Below are 22134 nucleotides of genomic sequence, written 5' to 3' on the forward strand. Positions count from 1 at the left end.
TGTCTCCAGTTCTCGTGAGTGAGTTGCTGGACGAGGGCGGCCCCGGTTCATTGGCGTGAGAGGGGGCCGCTCTCGGCGTAGCTAGCTGTGGAAGTTGTTGCGCTTGATGACGGCCTTGCGGATGTTCACGGTCGTGGCGCCGCGTTCGTGGCCGGCGGTGAGGACTTGGATGGCGATGAAGCCGCCGAAGATGACGGCGGCCAGGATGATGAGCTGCTGGACCAGTGCGGCGAGTGCGGCGATGAACGTGGTCAGCAGGACCAGTCCGCCGCAGACGGCGGCGAACCCGATCCCGCCGAGGGCGATGTTCACCGCCGTACGCGACACGAGCGGCTTGGTGGTGGCCGGTGCGGGCTGGGTGTGGTCGATGGCGTAGCCGGTGATGACCCTCCCGTCGGGCAGGACGATCGAGGTCACCGACGGCACGCCGGCGGGCTGCACCGGGATAACCGGTGCGGCCGGGTAGGGCGTGATGGGGATGGGCTGGTGGATGGTCACGGCTTGCTCGGCGGGCCGGTGGCCGGTGTTTTCGGGGAACATGCGGAATCCCTTCCTCTGTTGGGTCAGGGAGGCGGAAGTACCCCCTGAGGGAGGCGCTGTGAGGGGGCGTGGGGGTGCTGAGCTGGGGTGACTCCCCGCCTCCCCAAACCGGTGTTTCCGCTGATCAGTGCGGGGGAGGCGGGGTGGGGAGGCGGTTGGGGAGTTCTCCCCGGCTCCCCTGCGGGAGGGTGCTCGCCTCCCCGCTACTGGGTGGCGGAAGCGGAATCGTCGGCGTCGCGGTTGGACAGGGCGCGCAGGACGTGATCGCGGTGGACGACCATGCGGCCGTGGGACTTCTTCGGCTCCTCGCCCCAGGCTTCGAGCACCCGCTTGAGGTCACCGTTGGTCCACCCGCCGTAGACGTCCGCGCTCAACGCCGTGAGCCGCTGCAGGACGTCCTGCGTGAACAGCCGGGGTGCGTCGGCGATGACGGTGACGATGTCGGCGAGCGGGTCCCGCTCCTCGTCCCGCTCGATGACGTGGAGGGTGGTGACCCCGTCGCGCATCGCCTTGGCGCGGGCGGTGATGAGGGCGGCTTCGTCGGTGTCGATGAAGTGGGTCCGCACGGTGATGGACGCCTGGCCGGCCGGGATCGCGATGCCGTCCGACGCCACGACGAGGGTTCCCTTGTCGAGCCCCGGGCGGAGCAGGTTCGGGGCGGCCCCGCCGTCGACCGCCTTGTCCCCGAGCGCCATGCGGGCCTGCGACTCGGTGCCGAGCGCGAGGGAGGCGCGGGTGTGGGCCCCCTCGCGGACCAGCTTGGGCAGGTTCTGGTCGGTGGGGTCTTGGGTGCCCTGCCACAGGGTCACGTTCACGGCCCGCCCCTGGTTGTGAATCTTCCGCGCGGCCATGAAGTAGCGGGAGGTGGCCTTGGATCCGCCGTACGGTCGCTTCTCGCTGTCGACGACCGGGCACATGAACGCCACCTGCGCCTCGTCGACCAACAGAACGAGCGGCGGGAACACGGTCCCGGGCGGCGCCTGCAACCGGCGCTCCATCTCGCTCACACCGCCTTCCAGCATCTCGGTCGCCTGAATGACGTGGTCGTCGGTCGGCCCCTGAATCAGCACCGTGGCCAGGCCGTCGAACATGGCCCAGTCCCCGGCGCCCTTGAGGTCCGCGAGCCGGAACTCCACCGCGCGGTCCAGGGCCAGCCACAGCGCGAGGGCCCGCAAGGCTGCGGTCTTACCTTGGTTGGACAGGCCGGTGATGAGCAGGTGGCGCTGGTAGAGGCTCAGCGCGGCAGCGTCGCCGCGCAGGTCCTGGCCCCACGGAGCCTTGCCTGTCTTGTAGTTCGCCGTCAGGTCCTGGTCGGTGGTCAGCGGAGACGGTCCGATCGGCTCGTCCAGCGCACCGGAATCGGCGACCCAGAGCCGGACCGTGCGGGCCGCCTGCGGGATCGTGATGAACACCTCGTGCTCATGGCGGGCCAGGTTCTCGGCGAGCTTGCGCCGCCGGTTCTGCACCTCGTTGGTGGAGACACCAGAGGGCAGGGCCACGTCGACTTCCACGCCGCATCCGGCAATCCGGATCGGGCCCAGCATCGACGCGCCAGCGTCGCCCATCTCCTTGATCGCGGTCCGCAGCGGAGCGATGCCCAGATTCCGCAGGGCGAGCACGACGATGGACGGGGTGATCGGCTCACCCTCACCCGACCGGGCATTGGCGGGCAGGGCCCACTGTGGTGCTGCCTGCTGGTTCTTGCCCACGGCCCAGAGGCCGAGCAGGACGGCCCACGGGCCGATGGTGACGAGGGGGCCCCAGGTCACGGTGATGATGAAGACGATCCAGCGGACCAGCTCGATGAGCGCCATGGTGGGGGCGCCGATGTCGGTCCAGTCCTTGTTCGCGACGGCGAGCATGATGCCCAGGAGCAAGAGACCACCCGACCCGATGCCGAGCCCGGCCGCGATGCCCTTGGCGGCGTCCATGGGTGCGGTGAGCAGGTCCATGCGGCGGCGGTGGCGTTCCTGGCGGAAGCGCTGCCCGCGCTCTTCCCACTCGGTGGCGGCCTCCATGTTCCCCGCGGCTTCCGCCGCACGGAGCATGCGCTCATAGCGGGAGGCGGTGCGGCCCTCCCAGGTGCGGCGGGCCACGACCCGTGTCCCACCCAGCACGTACAGGCCGTGGCGAGCGGTCGCGCGGCACGCGGTCTTCGTGTGCTCGTGGGTGGCCACCGTGCGGATCCCGCGTGCCGAGCGCACCCACAGGGGCACAGGCGCCTTTTCAGCGACTGGAGTTGCTACAGCCGCCACTTCGACCGGTGCGGGCTCTATGGGGGCGGGGGTGGTCTTTTCGAAGAGGGGAACGACGTTGTCGCTCATGACGGAACGACTCCTGACTGCCCCAACCTTGGGGCAAGGAAGTGGATGAGGTTGGGGCAGGTCAGGCTGCGGCGGCGGGGACGAGGCGGCCGGCGAGGTACTCGGAGCCGTACGCCTCCTTCTCGTCGGCCTCAAACAGGCTGTCGAGTTCACGGCTCTGGCGGCGTGACAGGCGCTCGACACCGAGGTCGTGCCGCAGACCGGCGATCAGCCGGTCACGGACGCCCTTGCGGCTGGTCTGCATCGCGTGGACCAGCTCATGCACGAGCGTGATCGCGAATACCGCTTCGTTGGGGTGCTGGTCGACGTTGATGACGACCAGGACACCGCCGTCGGCGAGTGGGATGGACCGGCCGGCGACGTCACGGGCGTAGCGCTTCGCGTCCCGCAGCGCGCGGGCCTGGATCCTCTTGTCGGTGCATCCGGCGGTCTCCCACTCGGCGGCCGTGGTCACCTCGGCCAGGTTGCGCTCTCCGGTGAGGATGACCTTCACGTCGGGCATGCGGCCGGACACAGCCCGGTCCACGATGCGTACGGCTTCTTCGGTCAGGCGCTTGGCGGTGCGCAGGGTGGATCCGTAGCCGAAGAGCTTGTGTGTGCTGACATCCAGCTTCACTACGTCACTCCGATCGTTGCCGCAGGTCAGGCGGCGGATTCGATGTCCGAGCAGGGCACGCACATGCCGAGCGAGCGCGGGATGCAGTACCCGGCATCGGTTCGGCAGTTGGGACAGGTCCGGCGCGCCCGCATGGCCGCTTCAAGAGCGGCCATGCGGGCAGGCGTCATCGGCCGTACGGGCTTGGCCCGGTCGACGCGGTAGAGGTAGGCGACCAGCGGGCCCCGACGGCGCCGGGGCCGTTCGAGCTGCGCGGCCACGTCCTGCCCGCCGGGCCGCAGCCCGAGGGCGCGGAGCTGGCGGCGGGTGGCGTAACCGTCCGGGGCCAGGCGCCACCGGTAGACGGGCAGCGTGGCCATTACGCAGCCACGCGCTTCCATGCGGCGCGCAGGCGGACTTCGGATGCGGAGTGGCCGGCCGTGCGGAAGCGGGCGGCCATCTCCCGGTAGGACAGGGCCGGTGTCTCGCTGTGCCGGATCTGGTCGACGAGGACGTCCAGCACCTGATCGGAGAGGGCGCCGGCCGACTCCAGCGCGAACGCCGAACCCGGTTCGGTGGGTCCCCAGACGGGGAGTTCCCAGCGGGGTGTGACGCCGGGCGTGACGGGGGTCGTCACGCTGGTCAGGGCCCGTGCGGTGTCCTCACCCTCCCGCGCCGTTTCCAGGGTGGACCAGGCGCGGGAGAGGGTGGTGGCGGTGCGTGCTTGGACGTGTGCGACGCGGGCACCGGCCTGCGTCACGGCCGTCAGCCGCGTCTCCTCCGTCGATGCTTCCGACCGGAGTCGGGCGCGGGCCACGGCGGCTTCGTCGCGGGCTTCCTGCTGAATGCCCTGGATCGCGTCCAGCGCTTCACCGGTGAGCGCGGTGCGCTCCCACAGGCTGTGGACCAGCCACAGGGCTTTGGCCGCGATCGGCAGCCAGGCGACGGCCAGCCACGCGCCGGTCGATGCTTCGGCGGTGAGGGCGTGGGCGATCAGGACGCCGGTCGCGATGGCGCCGAAGGACCAGCCGACGGCGGTGACCGGGGCGCTGTGGTCGCCCTGTGCGGCTAGGCGGCGTTCGTAGGCGAGGGTGGCGAGCCATCCGCCGTCGATTCCGAGACCGACGACCAGTGCGACCGGCCACGGCATCGCCGTGCCCAGCCACATCACGACCACGGCCAGGGTGAGGACCATGGATACCGCCGTCATCCCGACGGCGGGCAGAACGGTCTTGGCGTTCATGCTGTGTCACCTCCCACGGCGGCCGGGGTGGCCGGCCGGACCGGGATTACGGCCTGCAGGTGGGAGGGAGCCGGGGCGTGGCGGGGCTCGCGCCACTGCCACTCAGCACCGTCCGCAACGATGTAGCCGAGGTCGGCCAGCGCTGCGTTGCGCTCTTCCGGGGTCGGCATCGGGTAGATCCGGCCGAAGTCGTGGTGTGACCACTCCAGCGGCGGGGCGTCGGTCAGGACGTACAGCACCCAGGTCATGGACACCCCCGTCGCCATTCGCGCCTGCGGCAGGCTCTCCATCACGCCACCTCGTCAGCGGTCGTGTTCGCCAGCGCCCGGCGAGCGGCCAGGACCCGCCGGCGGGCCCGCCGGATCCGCCGCTCGTCCAGCTCGTTGGTCGGGCGGTAGATGGTCATGATCTGCGCGTCCAGCAGCTCGACTTCCGCCCGGATGAGCGGCGTCTCCTGCTCGATCGCGTCCAACTCGGCGGCAGACGGCTCGATGTCGAGCGAGGCGGCCGTAACAAGGTCCTGAAGTGCAGCGATGGTCTTCATGGGTCGTTTTCTCCTCACAGTGGGACGGCCCGAGAAGAGGCCCCGGTGTTCGAGCACCGGGGCCTCGCGCCGTCTGGGTCGTTCGTGGGCTACGAGCGACCACGGCGACCCGGCACCGCAGCCCGCCGAAGAGGCAGGCCCGAATGCCGGGCACCGTGAACGCTGGTACTTCGGATCTCCTGTTCGCACGGCGCTGCTCGTTCCGGGGAGGTCCGAAATCCCGGAAGTCTGAGGTGGCAGCTTCGAAGGTGTGCCGTGCGGTTCTTAGAGCCGATGGCGTTCCCCGGTCAGGGGGTGTGGGCCCCGGTGTGAAGGGGGCCGTTTCTCGGTCGGCTGGTCTCCACTCGCCTCGGCCGGAACGGTCACGGCCATCGTGCTGCGGTGGATCACGCTGTTGAGTTTTGGCGTGACGGAATCGGCCCCCTCCGGAGATCCCGGGTCGGGCGATGGCCACAACAAGAGACTGGACCGGTGGACCGGTCCAGTCAAGCGGTGAATCTGTGCACCGTCACGCCGTCGCGATGAAAAGGGCAGGTGGGAGGCACTCTCGGGCCAACAAAAAAACTGAACCGGTGGACCGGTCCAGTTGTCCCTGTCGCTGGTACTGCGCCTACATGGCGTAGGTGTCCACCTGCTCGAAGAACGAAGACGGCGTTACGCCCTCCTCACAGACCAGCGGCTTCCCCTGCTCGTCATACGCCGTGTGCAGAAGCACGGCCACGGGTGCCCCTTGCGGCACCTTCAAGCGGTCTGCCTCCGTCTCCGACGCAAGGCGCACGGTGGTGACGTCCACGCCTTCGGCCGGGCCTCGCCCGGTCTGACGCCGGACGTAGCGCGTTGTGCCTTCGGCAATCGGGTTGGTGTCGGCGAGGCGTGATGCCACCTCCGCGATATCCGGGGGGAACCACGCCTCAACGCAGCTATTCGGGGTTCCGTCCGGGAGCTGGAGGACGCGAACGCGCCGAAGAGCTTTAGTCCCGGGGGAGAGGCGGAGGGCGGCGGCGACGTGGGCGGGGGGTTCCGCCCAGTCAGGCGTACCGACGCGCAGGAACGGCATGCCGCCCAGGATGCGCGCCGACCCTGCGCGGCGAGCGCCGGCAGGGCGTGCCACAGGCGTTTCCGTGACGACGAACCCGGTTCCTTGCTTGGCCACGACCACGCCGTCGTTCCTCAGCACATCGACGGCCTTGATGGCGGTAGCCCGTGACACATCCCACTGCTCGGCCAGCTCTCGGCCCGACGGGATCGTCTCCCCGGGGGCGATCTCACCAGCGGCAATGCGGGTGCGCAGGAACTCCGCGATCTCTTCGTACTTCAGGACTGCCATGGTTTCTCCTAATTCCTGCGCTGGACTGGTCCACCGGTACACACGATACTGCGACCATGTCGAATCTCGAATTGGCTCCCTCCGTGATGCGGTTCTATGGCGAGACGGTCAACGAGGACAGCCGCCTGCGCAGCTCGGCAGACGGTCGGATGGAGCTGGCCAGGACTCAAGAACTCCTCCGACGCTTTCTGCCCCCCGCGCCGGCGCGTGTACTCGATGTGGGTGGGGGGACCGGGATTCATGCTGAGTGGCTGGTGAAGGACGGCTACGACGTCGCTCTGGTGGACCCGGTGCCCCGTCACGTTGAGGCCGCGTCGGCGGTGTGCCCGGCGGCAGTAGGGGACGCGCGTGCCCTGGTCGAGCCGGACGACAGCTTCGACGTTGTGCAGCTCCTCGGGCCGCTCTACCACCTGCCCGATCCCGCCGACAGGCACCAGGCGCTGGCGGAGGCTGTCCGTGTCGCCAAGCCTGGCGGGCTGGTCGCCGCCGCCGCGATCAATCGCTATGCGTCGCTCTTCGAGCACGTCACGTACGCCCATCTGCACACCGAACGGATGCATGCGTCCGTCTCCAAGATCCTGAAGACGGCCGTCTATGACGGTGTTCGGGGTTTCACCCTGTCGTACTTCCACCGAGCCGAAGAGCTCGTGGCGGAACTGGTCGCCGCAGGTCTCCAGGACGTTCAGGTCTTCGGTATCGAGGGACCTGCCTGGTCCCTGGTGAAGGCGGCTGAACAGCAGCCGGGCGACGGGCCGACCGATGACCTGATTGCCTCTGCCATGGCGGCGGCGCGGATGGCAGAGCCCTACCCGGAGTTGCTCGCTGCCAGCTCGCACCTACTTGCCGTCGGTAGGGTGCCTGGCGGCAATCAGTGACGGCAACGTGGGCGTACACCACTGCATTCGAGAGCACTTCCACGCCTAGCGAAGCGCGGCAGAAGCCGCCTTGGTCCAGCTCGTGAGGGCTTCCGGGCGAACCTACAAAGCAGATGGCGGCCGCTCGATACCATCCGCGCCCACCAACCAGAATGACCTCGCAGGCGACTTGTGCGAAGTGCTGCACTCGTTTTGTGGTGCAGCACTTCGCGGGCTTTCTGAAACTATCAGGTTGTGTTCTTGGATCGGCGCTAATAAATCGCTCTAGCGTCCACTCAGTCCCGGAGTTCGATCGTCACCCTCGGCAATTCTTTGGGAAATTGCACGATTCACAATAGCCGAGACGGTAGGGGTCATCTCTCTTAGGTCGAAATGGCTCATGAAAGTGACAATGCCCATCTCCAAGGCCAATTTACCGAGTACCTCGTCGGCGAAGCTTGAAGAAACTACATATACTCCTGAGAAGTCCAATACCAACCTGCGTGCGCCGAGACTAAGAAGATTTGTAAGTCTATTGCGGATTTGTTCGGCCGATCGGCGGGTTCCCAGTCCTTCTTCGAAATCTGCTACGCGGAGGCTATGTTCTCCCATGTCGTCTTCGATGCGTTCTAGTAGCAAGTTCGGTTCAGGGAAATTTAGAGCCTCTACGAGACTGACGCGCCTACTTAGATCTAGTTGCCAGTCCACGGTGGTGCCGTGGTGGTCGTTCAGGTCGATGAGTGGCGTGGACATGGAATAGTCTCCTTTTATTTCTCCATCGCGGTACTCTAGCCACCCTCTGCCGGATCGAATCTGCAATTCACCTCTATTTAGGCCCACTACGCGCATTAGCCCGTAAAGGCCGTTACCCATATTCTTGGTCTTGCTGGTGACTTTTTCCTGCACGGAGAGCATGATCGCTTCATAAGCGTTCTGTGCCGCGTGGACATTGCTTTCCTTGAAGGATCTGTGAATTCCGATCCCGCAGTCAGAAACGGCAACGGTGCACCATCTGTTTCTGGCGTGGATCTGCATCATGGCGTATCCGTAGGGGGACTTGCTGTGCTGGAATACGTTATCCAGGACTTCGAAGAGGCACCAGTTGAGCGACTCGATAACCCCAGTTTCGCATCGTGCGTTTTCTTCGAGCATGTCGATGAATGCATTGCACAGATCGGTTGATTGCTCTTCATTGTATTTCCATACAACGTTTCCGACATGGTGTTGGCGGATATTTTCCGGCGTGGCCGAAAGCGGGTTCAGGAATCGAGTCTTGGCGACAGCTGGACTAATGCGTCGTGTTGAAATACGCATTCCGCCTTCACGGAAATACTCCAAAGTCGCTGCCATCGGAACAGCTCCGTTTGGGTAAATTCGGTGCGTATTTCCTAGGTCTAGCGATAGTCCCCCCAGTCGGGCGGCCCTGTGGCTGACAGAGATCAAAGCGTTCGAGTCGGAGGCGCCCGACATGGACCTGATGACGTAAGGAAGGCTCGGGGACACATGTAGATGGTATTGCAAGATCTTCACGTGTGCGGGAGTTTGAGTTTTTTGTTTCGACGTCTGGGGCGCGGCCGTGGTGGGGTCGCCCTCAGCGGTTTGGCTGTCGGCTTGAGGTTGTGAGTCAACCTGGCAGCGGCCGGTGAGCAACGCACGTATCGTGGTGCGTTGCCCACGTCGGCTTGTTCCTCTTAATCTTCCGCCCAGTGGAACGGCGGGTCGTTCCTCGCGTCGTAGACCCTGATCACCTCGTCCACGAACCCTTCGAACGTCACCACTTCGTTGGGCGTCGGACGCCTGCCGAAAGGCGGCTTTTGGCGGTCTACGTCGTAGAAGTCAACCTTCCCGCGGTCCGGTCCTGAGTGCTCGTACAGTGCGATGTAGAACTTCTCGAAGAGGTCCGCCGGCGCATCGACCCGCGACCGCCCTGCACGATTGCGGAAGTAACGAACAGCGGCGCCAAAGGATGACGGATCGTTCTTCTTGGTTCCACAGTCGTCGGCAGCGTCATACGGAAGAAAGAGGACTCCGATCATCACGGCGTATGGCTGCCGCTCGTGATAGTCCATAGCTTCGGAACGGAGCTCGTTGTCGTTTCGGCTGTAGTTCTTCGTATAGCGCTTCGTGCTTGAGTCGCGTTGGTGAATGTGCTTCAGGGAGACACCCAGACCGAGGCCCAGCTCAGGTGTGGAGTAGTTAACGTCGAGCTTCTTGAACCCCTTGGCAGTGCGGGCTCGCGACTCCTGACCGGTTCCGTCAGCATGCGGAAGTATGCCCTTGAACGTGGTACGCAGATGGTTCGCGAAGAGCACCGCTAGCTTGTTGGCGAACTGCGTCGCGTACTTGGTACGCGTGCCCTGCGCTGCGTCCTCTGCTGGACGCGGCACCGCGTCCAGCACGTCCGCGAAGGTTTTCAACTCTGCTGTCATGCCTGTGCCCCTCTTGATGGGAAGTGGCATGACCCTATTAGAAGGAACAGCGGCTGCATGCTGGTACATCCGCATCCACGCGCAGGGCGGCCCTGCGTGCCTACTCTGCGGTTGTTACCACAGAGCGAAGGTGCCGTGCCCCGACTGGCAGCCTGTGCTCAGGCTGCGCTGTGCAGCGAGGGCTCCTCGCTGGCAGGGCTGGGCTTCTCCGTGCTTAGGCGGCTTGCTGGATCCATGCACTCGACGTGCTGCTTCATGTCCACGAGGAAGTCCCCATCGAACTTCAGCTTCGCCTTCTTCGTACGTGAGTAGAACCCGGCAGCGGCGCGGTGGCTCAGAGGCGTGAGTCCACCGGGATCAACGAGATCCATGAGGTGTTTGTAAGGGCGATGCTGTGGCCACATGGTGGCGTACGAGCGCCACCTCTTGCCCTTGCTGCCCCAGGCGGCTGTCGGCCATCGAGCGCTGTCCGACATCCTGTCGGCTTCCGACTCGTCGTACTTCCCTGGATTGAGCAGTTGCTCACCAAGCCACTGCGAGACACCCACCGTGACGGCGTTACCGACCAGCTTCCAGCGGTCGCGGCCGCTCTTCTTGCCCGCTGTGGCCTCGGTCAAGGTCCAATTTTTCTCGAACCCCTGGAGCTGTTCGGCGTCGGTGATCGAGGGCGTCACGATCCGGTGACCCTCAGGATTGCTGGGGATCCAGATAGCTGGCGGTGACGGGATACTAAGGGCAGAACCACCCTTTACTGTCGGAACTGCGTCCCTTGCCCATCCCAGGCCGCGAAGGCCCTCGGTCCAGTAGAAGCCGTGAGCGTCCGTGGCTAGGTTGCTCTGATCCGGTTCGCCTGCGTCTTGGGCGAGGAGGACATCGCGAGGGTCTTCGGTGAGACTGGCAACGAAGAGGACGCGCTGACGGCGCTGGGGTACACCGGTGAAGCGGGAGTCAACGACTCGGTATGCCCAGGAGTAGCCGAGCGCTTCCAGCTCCTCCACAAGGTGGAGCATCGCTTTGCCCTTGTCCAGCACCAGCATGTTCCGCACGTTCTCGAGGATGAGCCACCGTGGGTGGTGCTTTTCCAGGAGGCGGAAGACGTGGGAGACGAGTCCAGATTGCTCGCCTCCGATGCCCGCAGTGCGGCCGGCCTGTGAGAGGTCTTGGCAAGGGAACCCGGCGGTGACGACGTCCACCTCGCCGGGGAGATCTTTGAGGTGTCGGATGTCAAGATCGAGCGGAACGCCAGGGAACCGCTTCGTAAGAACCGCTTGGGCTGGCTCCCACACCTCACAGAGCAGGGCTGTTTCCAGCCCGGCCCGCTTGAGGCCGAGCTCAAGCCCACCGACGCCGGCGAAGAGACCCGCGACCCGTAGGGTTTTTTCGCTCACATCTTGCTCATTGCTCACGGCGAGATCCTGTCATATGGGTCCGTCACAGCAGGACGGCACGTATCGGCATTGCTGTCTGAGGGGATCCCTGTGTGTTCAGCCGCGCTTGGCCCTGGCGGCGCCAAACCGTCGGCTATGGCACTCAGGGTGCAGGGATCCTGGGGTGGGGTGACGGCCGTGGGGCGGGGGTGGTGATCGATCCGTTGTCATGGCACTCCGAAATCCCGGTCCGGTCGGCATTAGGGGCACGCCGTGATGCCGCCCTCTGTGATTGCGTGTAGGGCCGGCCTGCTTTCGGGTCATGGCCTGGGTTCTGTTACCACTCATGCCGCACTCACCCACGTGTACGGCGTCAGAGCCGATGGCGCGGTTCGCTCTAGCTGATGCGCCTGCCACTCGCGCAAGATGCGCAGAAGATCCAGGCGAGAGAGGTTTCGGATGCATGTTCGATTTTGGTTTGGCGAAGGCTTCTGCGCGCACTGCCCGTCAGTCGTGCGATCGGTCACGGTTCGAGCCTGGCCTGGGCCGTCTCTGGGCCGTCAAAGGGCCGCCGACGTCGACTATTGACGACCAAGGACAACCGGGTCCGCCAGACCTGCACGCCTCCTGAGCTGGCGAGGGTCTCTACTACCACGGCGTGTCTGTAACACTGGAAGAACCATGCCTAAGCCCGGAGAACTCACTTTCGTCGCGCCCCGTGGAGCCAAGCGGCCGCCGCGGCACCTCGCCGACCTCACACCCGACGAGCGCAAGGAAGCAGTCGCCGCGACCGGCGAGAAGCCCTTCCGTGCCAAGCAGCTGTCGCAGCACTACTTCACCCGGTACGCGCACGACCCGGCGGAGTGGACCAACATCCCGTCCGCGTCGCGGGAGAAGCTCGCCGAGGCGATGTTCCCCGACCTGATGTCGGTGATGCGCCACATCAGCTGTGACGACGACACCACCCGCAAGACGCTCTGGAAGCTGCACGACGGGACGCTCGTCGAGTCCGTCCTCATGCGGTATCCGGACCGGGTGACCATGTGCATCTCGTCCCAGGCGGGCTGCGGGATGAACTGCCCGTTCTGTGCGACCGGTCAGGCGGGGCTCGACCGTAATCTGTCGACCGCCGAGATCGTGCACCAGATCGTGGACGGCATGCGGGCCCTGCGCGACGGGGAGGTCCCGGGCGGGCCCGCGCGGCTGTCCAACATCGTCTTCATGGGCATGGGCGAGCCGCTGGCCAACTACAAGCGTGTGGTCGGGGCGATCCGCCGGCTGACGGACCCCGAGCCGGACGGCCTGGGGCTCTCGCAGCGGGGGATCACCGTGTCCACCGTGGGTCTGGTCCCGGCGATGCTGCGCTTCGCCGACGAGGGCTTCAAGTGCCGCCTCGCGGTCTCGCTGCACGCTCCGGACGACGAGCTGCGCGACACCCTCGTCCCCGTGAACACCCGCTGGAAGGTCCGTGAGGTCCTGGACGCCGCGTGGGAGTACGCGGAGAAGTCGGGCCGCCGTATCTCCATCGAGTACGCGCTCATCCGTGACATCAACGACCAGGCCTGGCGGGGCGACCGGCTGGGCCGGCTGCTCAAGGGCAAGCGGGTGCACGTCAACCTGATCCCGCTGAACCCGACGCCCGGCTCCAAGTGGACCGCCTCGCGGCCCGAGGACGAGAAGGCGTTCGTCGAGGCGATCGCCGCCCATGGTGTGCCGGTCACCGTCCGGGACACCCGCGGCCAGGAGATCGACGGGGCCTGCGGGCAGCTGGCGGCCTCCGAGCGCTGAGAGGGTCCCGGTGTACGGGCGTGATCCGGCCGGTCCGGCGTGATCCGGCCGGTGTAGCCTGGCCGGGAAATCAACTTCATATTCCGACAGGGGAGCGCCACAGCGCTGAGAGTGCGGCACCGAGGACAGGTCGGCCGCAGACCCTCTGAACCTCGCCCGGGTCATTCCGGGTAGGAAGTTCGGACCTTACTCAAGCTGTTGCGCCCTGCCCGCTCACCGAGTGGGCAGGGCCGCGTCTCTTCCTGGTCACCTCCAGGAGGAATTCATCATGAACACGACGACGAAGTACGCGGCGACGGCGCTCGCCGCCGCGCTGGGCGTCACCGCGCTCGCGGGCTGCGGCGGCTCCGACGACACGGCGTCCGGCGACGCGGGGAGTGGCTCCAAGACCGTCACCCTCGTCAGCCACGACTCGTTCAACGCCTCGGACGCCGTCCTGAAGGCGTTCACGAAGCAGACCGGCTACAAGGTCAAGGTCCTCAAGAGCGGTGACGCCGGAGCGGCGCTCAACCAGGAGATCCTGACCAAGGGCTCCCCGCGCGGCGACGTGTTCTTCGGCGCCGACAACACCCTGCTCTCCCGCGCCCTGGACAACGGCCTGTTCACGCCGTACAAGGCGAAGGGACTGGACCGTGTCGCGGCCGACACCCGGCTCGACGCGGACAAGAACCGGGTGACACCCGTCGACACCGGCGACATCTGCGTCAACTACGACAAGAAGTACTTCGCCGACAAGAAGCTCGACCCGCCGAAGACCTTCGACGACCTGCTGAAGCCCGCGTACAAGAACCTCCTGGTCACCGAGAACGCCGCGACCTCGTCGCCCGGCCTCGGCTTCCTCCTCGGTACGGTCGCCACCCAGGGCGAGAGCGGCTACCAGGACTACTGGAAGAAGCTGAAGAACAACGGCGTCAAGGTCGTCGACGGCTGGGAGCAGGCCTACAACGAGGAGTTCTCCGGCTCCGCTGGGGGCAAGAAGGCCAAGGCCGACCGGCCGCTCGTCGTCTCGTACGCCTCCAGCCCGCCCGTCGAGGTGCTGTACGCCGATCCGCAGCCCACCGAGGCCCCGACCGGGGTCGCCACCGGCACCTGCTTCCGCCAGATCGAGTTCGCCGGCCTGCTGGACGGCGCGAAGAACGAGGCCGGCGGCAAGGCCCTGCTGGACTTCCTGATCAGCAAGCAGTTCCAGGAGGACATGCCGCTGAACATGTTCGTGAACCCGGTGGTGAAGGACGCGAAGCTGCCGGAGCTCTTCACGAAGTTCGGCGCGGTCGTCGACAAGCCGGCGACCGTGGCCCCGGAGAAGATCGCCAAGAACCGTGAGCAGTGGGTCCAGTCATGGTCCTCGCTCGTCGTGAAGTAGCCGCCGCGAGGCCTGTGCGCCGGGGGAACGCGGTGCGGCTCGGCCTCATGGCCCTGCCCGTCGCGTTCTTCGCGCTGTTCTTCGCCTACCCGGTCGTCGCGATCGTCGGCCGGGGGCTGAAGGCGGACGGCGACTGGCAGTTCGGCCGGATCGGCACGGTGCTGAGCCGGCCGGACATCCTCGACGTCCTCTGGTTCACCACCTGGCAGGCACTCGCCTCGACCGCCCTCACCCTGCTGATCGCGCTGCCCGGCGCCTATGTCTTCGCCCGCTTCGACTTCCCTGGCAAGCAACTGCTGCGAGCCGTCGTGACCGTGCCGTTCGTCCTGCCGACCGTCGTGGTGGGTACGGCGTTCCTGGCGCTGCTGGGACGTGGCGGGTTCCTCGACGACCTCTGGGGCGTCCGGCTCGACACCACGGTGTGGGCGATCCTGCTCGCCCATGTCTTCTTCAACTACGCGGTCGTCGTCCGGACCGTCGGCGGCCTGTGGTCGCAGCTCGACCCCCGCCAGGAGGAGGCCGCCCGGGTGCTCGGGGCCGGCCGGTTCGCCGCCTGGCGGCGCGTGACCCTGCCCGCACTGGCCCCGGCCGTCGCCGCGGCGGCCCTGATGGTCTTCCTCTTCACCTTCACCTCCTTCGGGGTCGTCCAGATCCTCGGTGGTCCGGCCTACTCCACGCTGGAGGTGGAGATCTACCGGCAGACCGCCCAGCTGCTCGACCTGCCCACGGCCGCGGTGCTGACCCTGGTGCAGTTCGCGGCGGTCGCCGGGATCCTCGCCGTCCACGCCTGGACCGTACGACGGCGGGAGACGGCCCTGCGGCTCGTCGACCCGGCGCAGACCGCCCGGCCGCCGCGTGGCGCAGGGCAGCGGGCGCTGCTCGGCGGGGTGCTGCTGACCGTCCTGCTGCTGATCGTCGTGCCCCTCGGCGTACTGGTGGAACGGTCGCTGGACACCTCCGGCGGCTACGGCCTCGGCTTCTACCGCGCGTTGCAGTCGGCCGACGCGAGCGGCTCCACCTTCCTGGTGCCTCCGCTGGACGCCATCGGGAACTCCCTGCGCTACGCGCTGGTCGCGACCCTGATCGCCCTCGTGATCGGCGGTCTCGCCGCGGCCGCCCTGACCAGAAAGGCCGGACGGCTGGTGCGGGGCTTCGACGCGCTGCTGATGCTTCCGCTCGGCGTGTCCGCCGTCACCGTGGGCTTCGGCTTCCTCATCACGCTCGACAAGCCGCCGCTGGACCTGCGTACGTCCTGGATCCTCGTGCCGCTCGCGCAGGCGCTGGTGGGTGTCCCCTTCGTCGTACGGACCATGCTGCCCGTCCTGCGCGCGGTGGACGACCGGCTGCGGGAGGCCGCCGCCGTGCTCGGCGCGTCACCGCTGAGGGCCTGGCGCGAGGTCGATCTCCCGCTGGTACGGCGGGCGGTGCTGGTGGCCGCCGGGTTCGCCTTCGCCGTGTCGCTCGGTGAGTTCGGCGCGACCGTGTTCATCGCGCGCCCCGACAACCCCACCCTGCCGGTCGCCGTCGCCCGGCTGCTCGGGCGTTCCGGAGAGCTCAACTACGGCCAGGCGATGGCCCTCAGCACGATCCTCATGCTCACCTGCGCGGTGTCGCTGCTCGTGCTCGAACGTATCCGCACCGACCGATCCGGGGAGTTCTAGAGATGCTGGCAGTGGAGGCGGCGACGGTCCGGTTCGGGAAGCGGACCGCGCTGGACGCGGTGGACCTGGAGGTCGCGGACCACGAGATCGTCTGTGTGCTGGGGCCGAGCGGCAGCGGCAAGTCGACCCTGCTCAGGGTGGTGGCCGGGCTGCAGGCGCTGGACGGCGGGCGGGTCCTGCTGGACGGCGTCGACCAGGCGCCGCTGCCCGTGCACCGGCGCGGGCTCGGCCTGATGTTCCAGGACCACCAGCTCTTCCCGCACCGGGACGTCGCCGCGAACGTCGCCTTCGGCCTGAGGATGCACGGCGTCCCCCGCGCCGACCGCGACCGCAGGGCGGACGAACTCCTGGACCTGGTCGGCCTCCCCGGGGCGGGCCGGCGGGCCGTCGCGGCCCTGTCCGGCGGCGAGCAGCAGCGGGTGGCCCTCGCCCGGGCCCTCGCGCCCCGGCCCAAGCTGCTGATGCTGGACGAACCGCTGGGCCAGCTCGACCGGAGCCTGCGTGAGCGGCTCGTCGTCGAACTGCGCACCCTCTTCGGGCGCCTGGGAACGACGGTGCTCGCCGTCACCCACGACCAGGGCGAGGCCTTCGCCCTCGCCGACCGGGTCGTGGTCATGCGGGACGGCAGGATCGCACAGGCCGGGACCCCGCTGGAGGTCTGGCAGCAGCCCGCGTCGGCGTTCGTCGCCCGCTTCCTCGGCTTCGACAACCTGGTGGACGCCACGGTCACGGGCACGGCCGCCGACACCGTCTGGGGCAAGGTCCCGGTGCCCGAGGACTCGCCCCAGGGCGAGCGCGAACTGCTCGTACGGCCGGGCGGCGTGCTCATCGGCGGCCCGAAGGACGGACTGCGCTGCACGGTCGGCGTACGCACCTTCCGCGGCCACCACGTCACCGTCACCCTGCACCCCGACGACGGGCCGGCCCTGGAGGCGGAGTGCGGTCTGCGGGACACCCCGGAGGAAGGGGCCGTCGTGGGTGTGACGTTCGACCCCGCGGAGACGGTCGTCCTTCCGGAGCACAGCCCCTAGCGACCGGAACGGGTCACTGGCGACCGGCGACCGGTGACCGGGGGAGTGTCTAGCCCCGGTGGTTCTCCCGGCCCGCGACCACCAGGCCCAGCTCGTACGCCAGGATCACCGCCTGCGCCCTGTCCCGGAGCCCCATCTTCGCGAAGAGCCGGTTGATGTGCGTCTTGACCGTGTGATCCGTGATGGCGAGACGGCCGGCGATGTCCGCGTTCGACAGCCCCCGGGCGATGAGGACGAGCACCTCGGCCTCGCGCGCGGTGAGCCCCTCCACCCCGGGGTGCGGCCCCGTGCCCGGTCTCTGCCGTACGAACTCCGCGATCAGCCGCTGCGTGATCTCCGGGGCCAGCAGTGCCCGGCCGTCCGCCACCACCCGTACGGCGTGCAGCAGTTCGGGGAACGTCGCGTCCTTCAGGAGGAACCCCCCGGCCCCGGCGGCGAGCGCGTCGTAGACGTACTCGTCGAGGCCGAACGTCGTCAGCATCAGAGCCCTGGTGGCGCCACCGGACGCCGCGACGATCTCGCGGGCCGCCTCGATGCCGTTCACCCCGGGCATCCGTATGTCCAGCAGCACCAGGTCAGGGGTGAGCTCGGCCGCCTTCCGGATGGCCTCCGCGCCGTCCTCCGCCTCCGCCACCACCTCGATGTCCGGCTGGGTGTCGAGCAGCCCGACGAAGCCGGTCCGTACGACCGCCTGGTCGTCGGCGACAAGCACTCTGATCACCAAGGGAGTTCCGCCTCCACCAGAAAGCCGCCGGCCGGGCCGCGCCCCGCCGTGAGTCTGCCGCCCAGCAGCGCGGCCCGTTCGCCCATGCCCACCAGCCCGTGGCTCCTGCCGTCCGGCTCGGTCCCGGACGGCCCCGGGCCGTCGTCACAGACCCGGACCGACAGAAGGCCCGGCCGGTAGTCGATCTCCACCACCGTGTGCGCGCCGGGGGCGTGACGGCGCGCGTTCGTCAGCGCCTCCTGGACGATCCGGTACGCCGACAGCTCCCAGGAGGCCGGTAGCACCGTACGCTCGCCGACGACACGGAGATCGGCCGAGCCTCCCACCGCGCGGTGCTGGTCGAGGAGTTCCTCCAGGCCCGCCAGCGAGGGCTGCGGTGTCCGCAGCGCGGCGGTCTCGGTGCCCGCCCGCAGGACACCGAGCAGCCGGCGCAGCTCGGCCATCGAGGAACGGGCGGTCCCGGCTATCTGCTGGAAGGCGTCGCGGGCCGGCCCGGGGAGCTCCGCCGTCGTGTACGTGGCGCTCTCGGCCTGCACCGCGATCATGGAGACCGAGTGGGCGATCATGTCGTGCAGTTCCCGGGCGATGGTCGCCCTCTCCGCCTCGGCCGCCTGGCGGCGCTCCATCGTCAGCAGCCTGGACTGCGCGGCCGCCCGCTCGTGACGGGTCTCCTCCCGGGCGCGTATCGCGTCCCCCATACTCACCGCACCGAGGATCATCACGGTCAGCACCAGCGTCTCCGCGTAGAGCCCCAGGCTGAACCGGTCACTTCCCTGGAGGACCGGCAGGCCGGGCGAACCGTCACGGGTCCAGCGGTCGATGTGCACGAGATTCACGGTGAGCGAGGCGAGAGCTCCGCACACCACCACCAGGGCCGGGTGCTGCACCCGGTGGCGCCCCAACGTGTAACTGCCCATGAGGGTGCCCGCGATCGTCGCGTACGCCATGTTGCCGTCGGTCCCGAAGCTGAGCAGCGCCGCACCGACCGTCAGGAACCCCACGGCGGGGTGCGCCCGGCGCCACATGAGGGAGAGGGTGCACGCCAGCACTCCGAGTGCGGTGACCACCGACCCCGGTACGACCGCCAGCTCCACGACCGCGAGCACCGTCAGGGCGCCACCCGTCAGCCAGGGGTACAAAGGCGCCGCCGTCCAGCGGCGCACGCGCCGCCGCACGCGTCCGGTCAGGGTGGGCCCGGTCTCCGGGGTCGTGCTGGTCATGAGGCGATTCTTCGGCACGCGGGGGTGGATCCACATCGGAGCGGGGGTGGATTTCCATGCGCGGTGTCATGCCACGGGTTGATGGAGAGGACCGGATCCTGGTGTGACGCCCCCTGAACCGGGCTTTCCTAGCCTCGATTTCATGGGAAGACCAGCAGTTGTCGGTGTGCCGGACCGGAGACGCACCCGGGCGGGGGCAGCCACCAGGGCGGGGACAGAAACCCGGTCGGGGACAGGCACCCAGGTGGGGACAGGCGCCCAGGTGGGGACAGGGACCCGGTCGGGGACAGGCGCCCGCCGTGGGGCCACCGCCGAGGTGCCGTCCTGGCTCCGGCGGTCGGCGGGGGCTGTGGGAGGCGCGCGGTGGTGGACGGCCTGCGCGCTCGCGGCCCTCGCCCTCGCGAGCTTCTCCACGCTCACCCCGCACCGCGTGTGGGGCGTTACGGCAGCGGCCGGTTACGCGGTGGCGGCATGGCTCTCCGCGCGCCGCGGCGGAGCCCGCCGTCCCGTGGCACACGTGGTGGCGGTGGCCGGGGCCGTACCGCTGCCGCTGCTGGTCCTCCTCGTCATGGGCAGGGCGCAGCTGGAGGTCGACGTGATCGCACGCTCCGCCGGGCTGCTGCTCTCCACCGGCAGCCCGTACCTCCCGCACCCTGCCGGGGCCGCGGACTTCAACCCGTACCTGCCGGGCATGGCCGTCTTCGGCATCCCCGACGCGCTGTCGGGCGGCAGCCCCATCACCGACCCCCGGCTGTGGACGGGAGCCGCCTTCCTCGGGGCGCTGGCGCTCTCCGCGCGCGGGCTGCCGCTCCTGTGGATCGCGGCCTGCCCCGTCGTCGCGCTGCCGCTCGCCGTCGGCGGTGTCGACCTGCCCGTCGTCGGCCTGCTGTGCCTGGGGCTGGCGTCCGCGGGCCGCGGCGAGGCGGGTCGCGCGGGGCTCGTCCTCGGCCTCGCGGCCGCCCTCAAGTGGACGGCGTGGCCCGCTCTTCCGGTGGCCCTGGCGCTGCTGGTGGCCCTGAACCGCCGGAAGGGCCAGGGGGCGCCCGGTCCCGGAGCACACGCCGCGTTCCGGTGCGGGGCCACGGCCGTGGCGACGGCGGCCCTGCTCGTCCTGCCGGCCGCGCTACGGGACCCCGGGGCCTTCTCCACCCATGTCGTCGCCTTCCCGCTCGGCCTGACCGACACCGTGTCCGCCGCGGCCAGTCCCCTCCCCGGACACCTCCTCGCCGCGCACCTGCCCGGCGGCCGGGCCGTCGCGCTCGCCCTCCTCGCCGTGAGCGCGCTCGGCATGGCCGCGTCCCTGTGCGCGCGGCCACCGGCGAGCGCGTCCGCCGCCGCCCTGCGCCTCGCCCTCGGACTGCTCATGGCCATCGCGTTCATGCCCGCCAGCCGGTTCGGCTACGTCGTATACCCGCTGGTCCTCGCGGCCTGGGCGGCCCACGGCGCACCCGGCCGGACACGAGAGGTCTCCCCGTGACGCCCCCTACCCGTACCCGTAAGCGTCCCCGCACCCTCGTCATCACCAACGACTTCCCGCCGCGCCGCGGAGGGATCGAGACCTTCGTCCACGCCATGACCGGCCGCTTCCCCGCCGAGTCCGTCGTCGTGTACACCTCCGCGGAGCCGGGAGCCGCCGGCCACGACGCGACCCTGCCGTATCCCGTGGTGCGCGACCCGGCCAGGACCCTGCTGCCGACCCCGCGGGCCGCCGCACGCGCGGTGGCGCTCGCCCGTCACCACGGCTGCGACAGCGTGTGGTTCGGGGCCGCGGCACCGCTCGGACTGATGGCGGACCGGCTGCGCCGCGAGGCCGGGGCACGCCGGATCGTCGCCACCACGCACGGCCATGAGGTGTGGTGGGCCCGAACACCCGGCGCCCGCGCACTCCTTCGCCGGATAGGGGACACGACCGACACCGTCACCTACCTCGGCGCGGCCACGCACGCCCCGATCGCCGCCGCGCTCGCACCGGCCGCGGCCCGCCGCATGGTGCGCCTGGTACCGGGCGTCGACAGCGCCGCGTTCGGTGCGCCCGGGCCCGGCTCCGCGGACATCCGCAGGCGGTACGGGCTGGGGGACAGGCCCGTGATCCTCTGCGCGGCCCGGCTCGTCCCCCGCAAGGGCCAGGACATGCTGATCCGCGCGCTGCCGGCGGTACGGCGGGCCGTCCCCGGTGCGACGCTCCTGCTCGTCGGCGACGGCCCCCACGAACGCACCCTGCGGCGGCTTGCCGAGGCCACCGGGACAGCGGACTCCGTCGTCCTGGCGGGCGGCCAGCCCCATGCCGCCATGCCCGGGTTCTTCGCGGCGGCCGACGTCTTCGCGATGCCGTGCCGCACCCGGCGTGCCGGTCTGGAGGTGGAGGGGCTGGGCATCGTCTTCCTGGAGGCGGCCGCGGCGGGACTGCCCGTCCTCGCCGGGGACTCGGGCGGGGCCCCCGACGCCGTACGCGACGGGGAGAACGGCCATCTCGTGGACGGCCGGGACGTGCCCGCGATCGCCGCCCTGCTCGCCGGGCTCCTGAGGGACCGGGGGAGCGCCACGGCCATGGGCGGGCGTGGACGCGCGTGGGTCCGTACGGAATGGGGGTGGGAACGGACGTACGACCGGCTGGCGGCGCTTCTCGGGGCGTGATCCCCTGGACACCAGACCTGGGAAGGGGCAGAGACCATGACGCAGCCGGCCCGCGAGGGCATCGACATCACCCGCGTCGTCGCGGCACCGCGGGACCGGGTCTTCGAAGCCTGGACGGACCCCGAGGACTTCGCCGCCTGGTACGGCGGCGACGCGGACGTACCGCTGGACCGGGTCTCGATGGATGTCACGCCCGGCGGCGAGTGGAGCCTGGTCATCGTGGTGCCCGGAGCGGAGATGCCCTTCCACGGGGTCTACCAGGAGGTGTCCGCCCCCGAGCGGCTCGTGTTCACGCTCAAGGACAGGAGCGCGCCCGCCGACTCCGAGGGCGAGACCGTGACGGTCACCTTCACCGAGAAGAGCCGGAAGTCCACCGAGATGGTCTTCCGGCAGCGGGGCGGCCATCTCACCCCCGAGCAGTACGCCGCGGCCGAGGACGGCTGGGAGGCCTTCTTCGACGCGCTCGACGCCCGGCTCGCCTCCCACTGAC

General features: G+C 68.8%; 21 protein-coding genes. 8 read left to right on the top strand and 13 right to left on the bottom strand.

What is annotated here, in order from left to right:
• Positions 1 to 81 precede the first annotated feature (81 nt).
• The 8 genes from JKV81_RS05885 to JKV81_RS05920 all read right to left on the bottom strand — a co-directional run bounded on the left by JKV81_RS05885 (position 82) and on the right by JKV81_RS05920 (position 6573).
• Positions 82 to 540, bottom strand: coding sequence for a hypothetical protein (locus JKV81_RS05885; protein WP_202075067.1), 459 nt, complete (start codon positions 538 to 540; stop codon positions 82 to 84).
• Between the two features lie 203 nt (positions 541 to 743).
• A complete protein-coding gene (locus tag JKV81_RS05890) occupies positions 744 to 2864 on the bottom strand; it encodes an ATP-binding protein (protein ID WP_202075068.1) in 2121 nt (706 codons plus the stop codon).
• A gap of 61 nt (positions 2865 to 2925) precedes the next feature.
• Entirely contained in the window at positions 2926 to 3480 is a 555-nt protein-coding gene (locus tag JKV81_RS05895) for a hypothetical protein (protein ID WP_202075069.1), read from the bottom strand.
• 26 nt (positions 3481 to 3506) lie between these two features.
• Positions 3507 to 3839 (bottom strand): RRQRL motif-containing zinc-binding protein, encoded by a 333-nt coding sequence (locus JKV81_RS05900; protein WP_202075070.1) that lies wholly within the window; start codon positions 3837 to 3839, stop codon positions 3507 to 3509.
• Positions 3839 to 4702, bottom strand: a complete 864-nt coding sequence (locus tag JKV81_RS05905; protein WP_202075071.1) for a protein spdB — start codon at positions 4700 to 4702, stop codon at positions 3839 to 3841. Before JKV81_RS05905 ends, JKV81_RS05900 begins: the two co-directional genes overlap by 1 nt.
• Entirely contained in the window at positions 4699 to 4992 is a 294-nt protein-coding gene (locus tag JKV81_RS05910) for a DUF6303 family protein (RefSeq protein WP_202075072.1), read from the bottom strand. The genes JKV81_RS05905 and JKV81_RS05910 overlap by 4 nt, the downstream gene beginning before the upstream one ends.
• On the bottom strand, positions 4992 to 5246 hold the full coding sequence (locus JKV81_RS05915) for a DUF6284 family protein (protein WP_202075073.1): 255 nt from the start codon (positions 5244 to 5246) through the stop codon (positions 4992 to 4994). The genes JKV81_RS05910 and JKV81_RS05915 overlap by 1 nt, the downstream gene beginning before the upstream one ends.
• 610 nt (positions 5247 to 5856) lie before the next feature.
• Positions 5857 to 6573, bottom strand: a complete 717-nt coding sequence (locus JKV81_RS05920; protein WP_202075074.1) for a GntR family transcriptional regulator — start codon at positions 6571 to 6573, stop codon at positions 5857 to 5859.
• Between the two features lie 56 nt (positions 6574 to 6629).
• On the opposite strand from JKV81_RS05920, the gene JKV81_RS05925 reads away from it, so the two are divergent.
• Positions 6630 to 7448, top strand: coding sequence for a class I SAM-dependent methyltransferase (locus JKV81_RS05925; RefSeq protein WP_202075075.1), 819 nt, complete (start codon positions 6630 to 6632; stop codon positions 7446 to 7448).
• 264 nt (positions 7449 to 7712) lie between these two features.
• Here the strand turns inward: JKV81_RS05925 and JKV81_RS05930 are convergent, their stop codons facing one another.
• The 3 genes from JKV81_RS05930 to JKV81_RS05940 form a co-directional block, all read right to left on the bottom strand.
• Entirely contained in the window at positions 7713 to 8777 is a 1065-nt protein-coding gene (locus JKV81_RS05930; protein ID WP_202075076.1) for an STAS-like domain-containing protein, read from the bottom strand.
• A gap of 341 nt (positions 8778 to 9118) precedes the next feature.
• Positions 9119 to 9856: a hypothetical protein gene (locus tag JKV81_RS05935; protein WP_202075077.1), complete on the bottom strand. Its 738-nt coding sequence runs from the start codon at positions 9854 to 9856 to the stop codon at positions 9119 to 9121.
• Positions 9857 to 10014: 158 nt separating this feature from the next.
• On the bottom strand, positions 10015 to 11262 hold the full coding sequence (locus JKV81_RS05940) for a DNA cytosine methyltransferase (protein ID WP_307820493.1): 1248 nt from the start codon (positions 11260 to 11262) through the stop codon (positions 10015 to 10017).
• A gap of 642 nt (positions 11263 to 11904) precedes the next feature.
• On the opposite strand from JKV81_RS05940, the gene rlmN reads away from it, so the two are divergent.
• The 4 genes from rlmN to JKV81_RS05960 all read left to right on the top strand — a co-directional run bounded on the left by rlmN (position 11905) and on the right by JKV81_RS05960 (position 17066).
• Entirely contained in the window at positions 11905 to 13011 is a 1107-nt protein-coding gene (rlmN, locus tag JKV81_RS05945) for a dual-specificity RNA methyltransferase RlmN (protein WP_099177577.1), read from the top strand.
• 268 nt (positions 13012 to 13279) lie between these two features.
• The gene (locus JKV81_RS05950; RefSeq protein WP_129265685.1) at positions 13280 to 14374 is read left to right on the top strand and encodes a thiamine ABC transporter substrate-binding protein; all 1095 of its coding nucleotides are present in this window, start codon (positions 13280 to 13282) and stop codon (positions 14372 to 14374) included.
• A gap of 47 nt (positions 14375 to 14421) precedes the next feature.
• Positions 14422 to 16035, top strand: a complete 1614-nt coding sequence (locus JKV81_RS05955) for an ABC transporter permease (protein ID WP_202075085.1) — start codon at positions 14422 to 14424, stop codon at positions 16033 to 16035.
• A gap of 2 nt (positions 16036 to 16037) precedes the next feature.
• On the top strand, positions 16038 to 17066 hold the full coding sequence (locus JKV81_RS05960) for an ABC transporter ATP-binding protein (protein ID WP_202075078.1): 1029 nt from the start codon (positions 16038 to 16040) through the stop codon (positions 17064 to 17066).
• A 49-nt stretch (positions 17067 to 17115) separates the two neighbouring features.
• On the opposite strand, the gene JKV81_RS05965 is transcribed toward JKV81_RS05960, so the two are convergent.
• Together JKV81_RS05965 and JKV81_RS05970 are read right to left on the bottom strand one after the other, a co-directional pair.
• Positions 17116 to 17790, bottom strand: a complete 675-nt coding sequence (locus tag JKV81_RS05965; protein ID WP_202075079.1) for a response regulator — start codon at positions 17788 to 17790, stop codon at positions 17116 to 17118.
• Positions 17784 to 19010 (bottom strand): sensor histidine kinase, encoded by a 1227-nt coding sequence (locus JKV81_RS05970; protein WP_202075080.1) that lies wholly within the window; start codon positions 19008 to 19010, stop codon positions 17784 to 17786. Before JKV81_RS05970 ends, JKV81_RS05965 begins: the two co-directional genes overlap by 7 nt.
• 349 nt (positions 19011 to 19359) lie before the next feature.
• On the opposite strand from JKV81_RS05970, the gene JKV81_RS05975 reads away from it, so the two are divergent.
• From JKV81_RS05975 to JKV81_RS05985, 3 genes are read left to right on the top strand one after another with little or no spacing between them, the layout of a single operon-like run.
• Complete coding sequence (locus JKV81_RS05975; protein ID WP_307820494.1) at positions 19360 to 20487, top strand: glycosyltransferase 87 family protein; 1128 nt, start codon at positions 19360 to 19362, stop codon at positions 20485 to 20487.
• Positions 20484 to 21644, top strand: a complete 1161-nt coding sequence (locus JKV81_RS05980; protein WP_202075081.1) for a glycosyltransferase family 4 protein — start codon at positions 20484 to 20486, stop codon at positions 21642 to 21644. Before JKV81_RS05975 ends, JKV81_RS05980 begins: the two co-directional genes overlap by 4 nt.
• 36 nt (positions 21645 to 21680) lie before the next feature.
• Positions 21681 to 22133 (top strand): SRPBCC family protein, encoded by a 453-nt coding sequence (locus JKV81_RS05985; protein WP_129265691.1) that lies wholly within the window; start codon positions 21681 to 21683, stop codon positions 22131 to 22133.
• Position 22134 lies beyond the last annotated feature (1 nt).

Source organism: Streptomyces silvae (assembly GCF_016745505.1).
In the GTDB taxonomy this organism is placed as follows: Bacteria; Actinomycetota; Actinomycetes; order Streptomycetales; family Streptomycetaceae; genus Streptomyces; species Streptomyces silvae.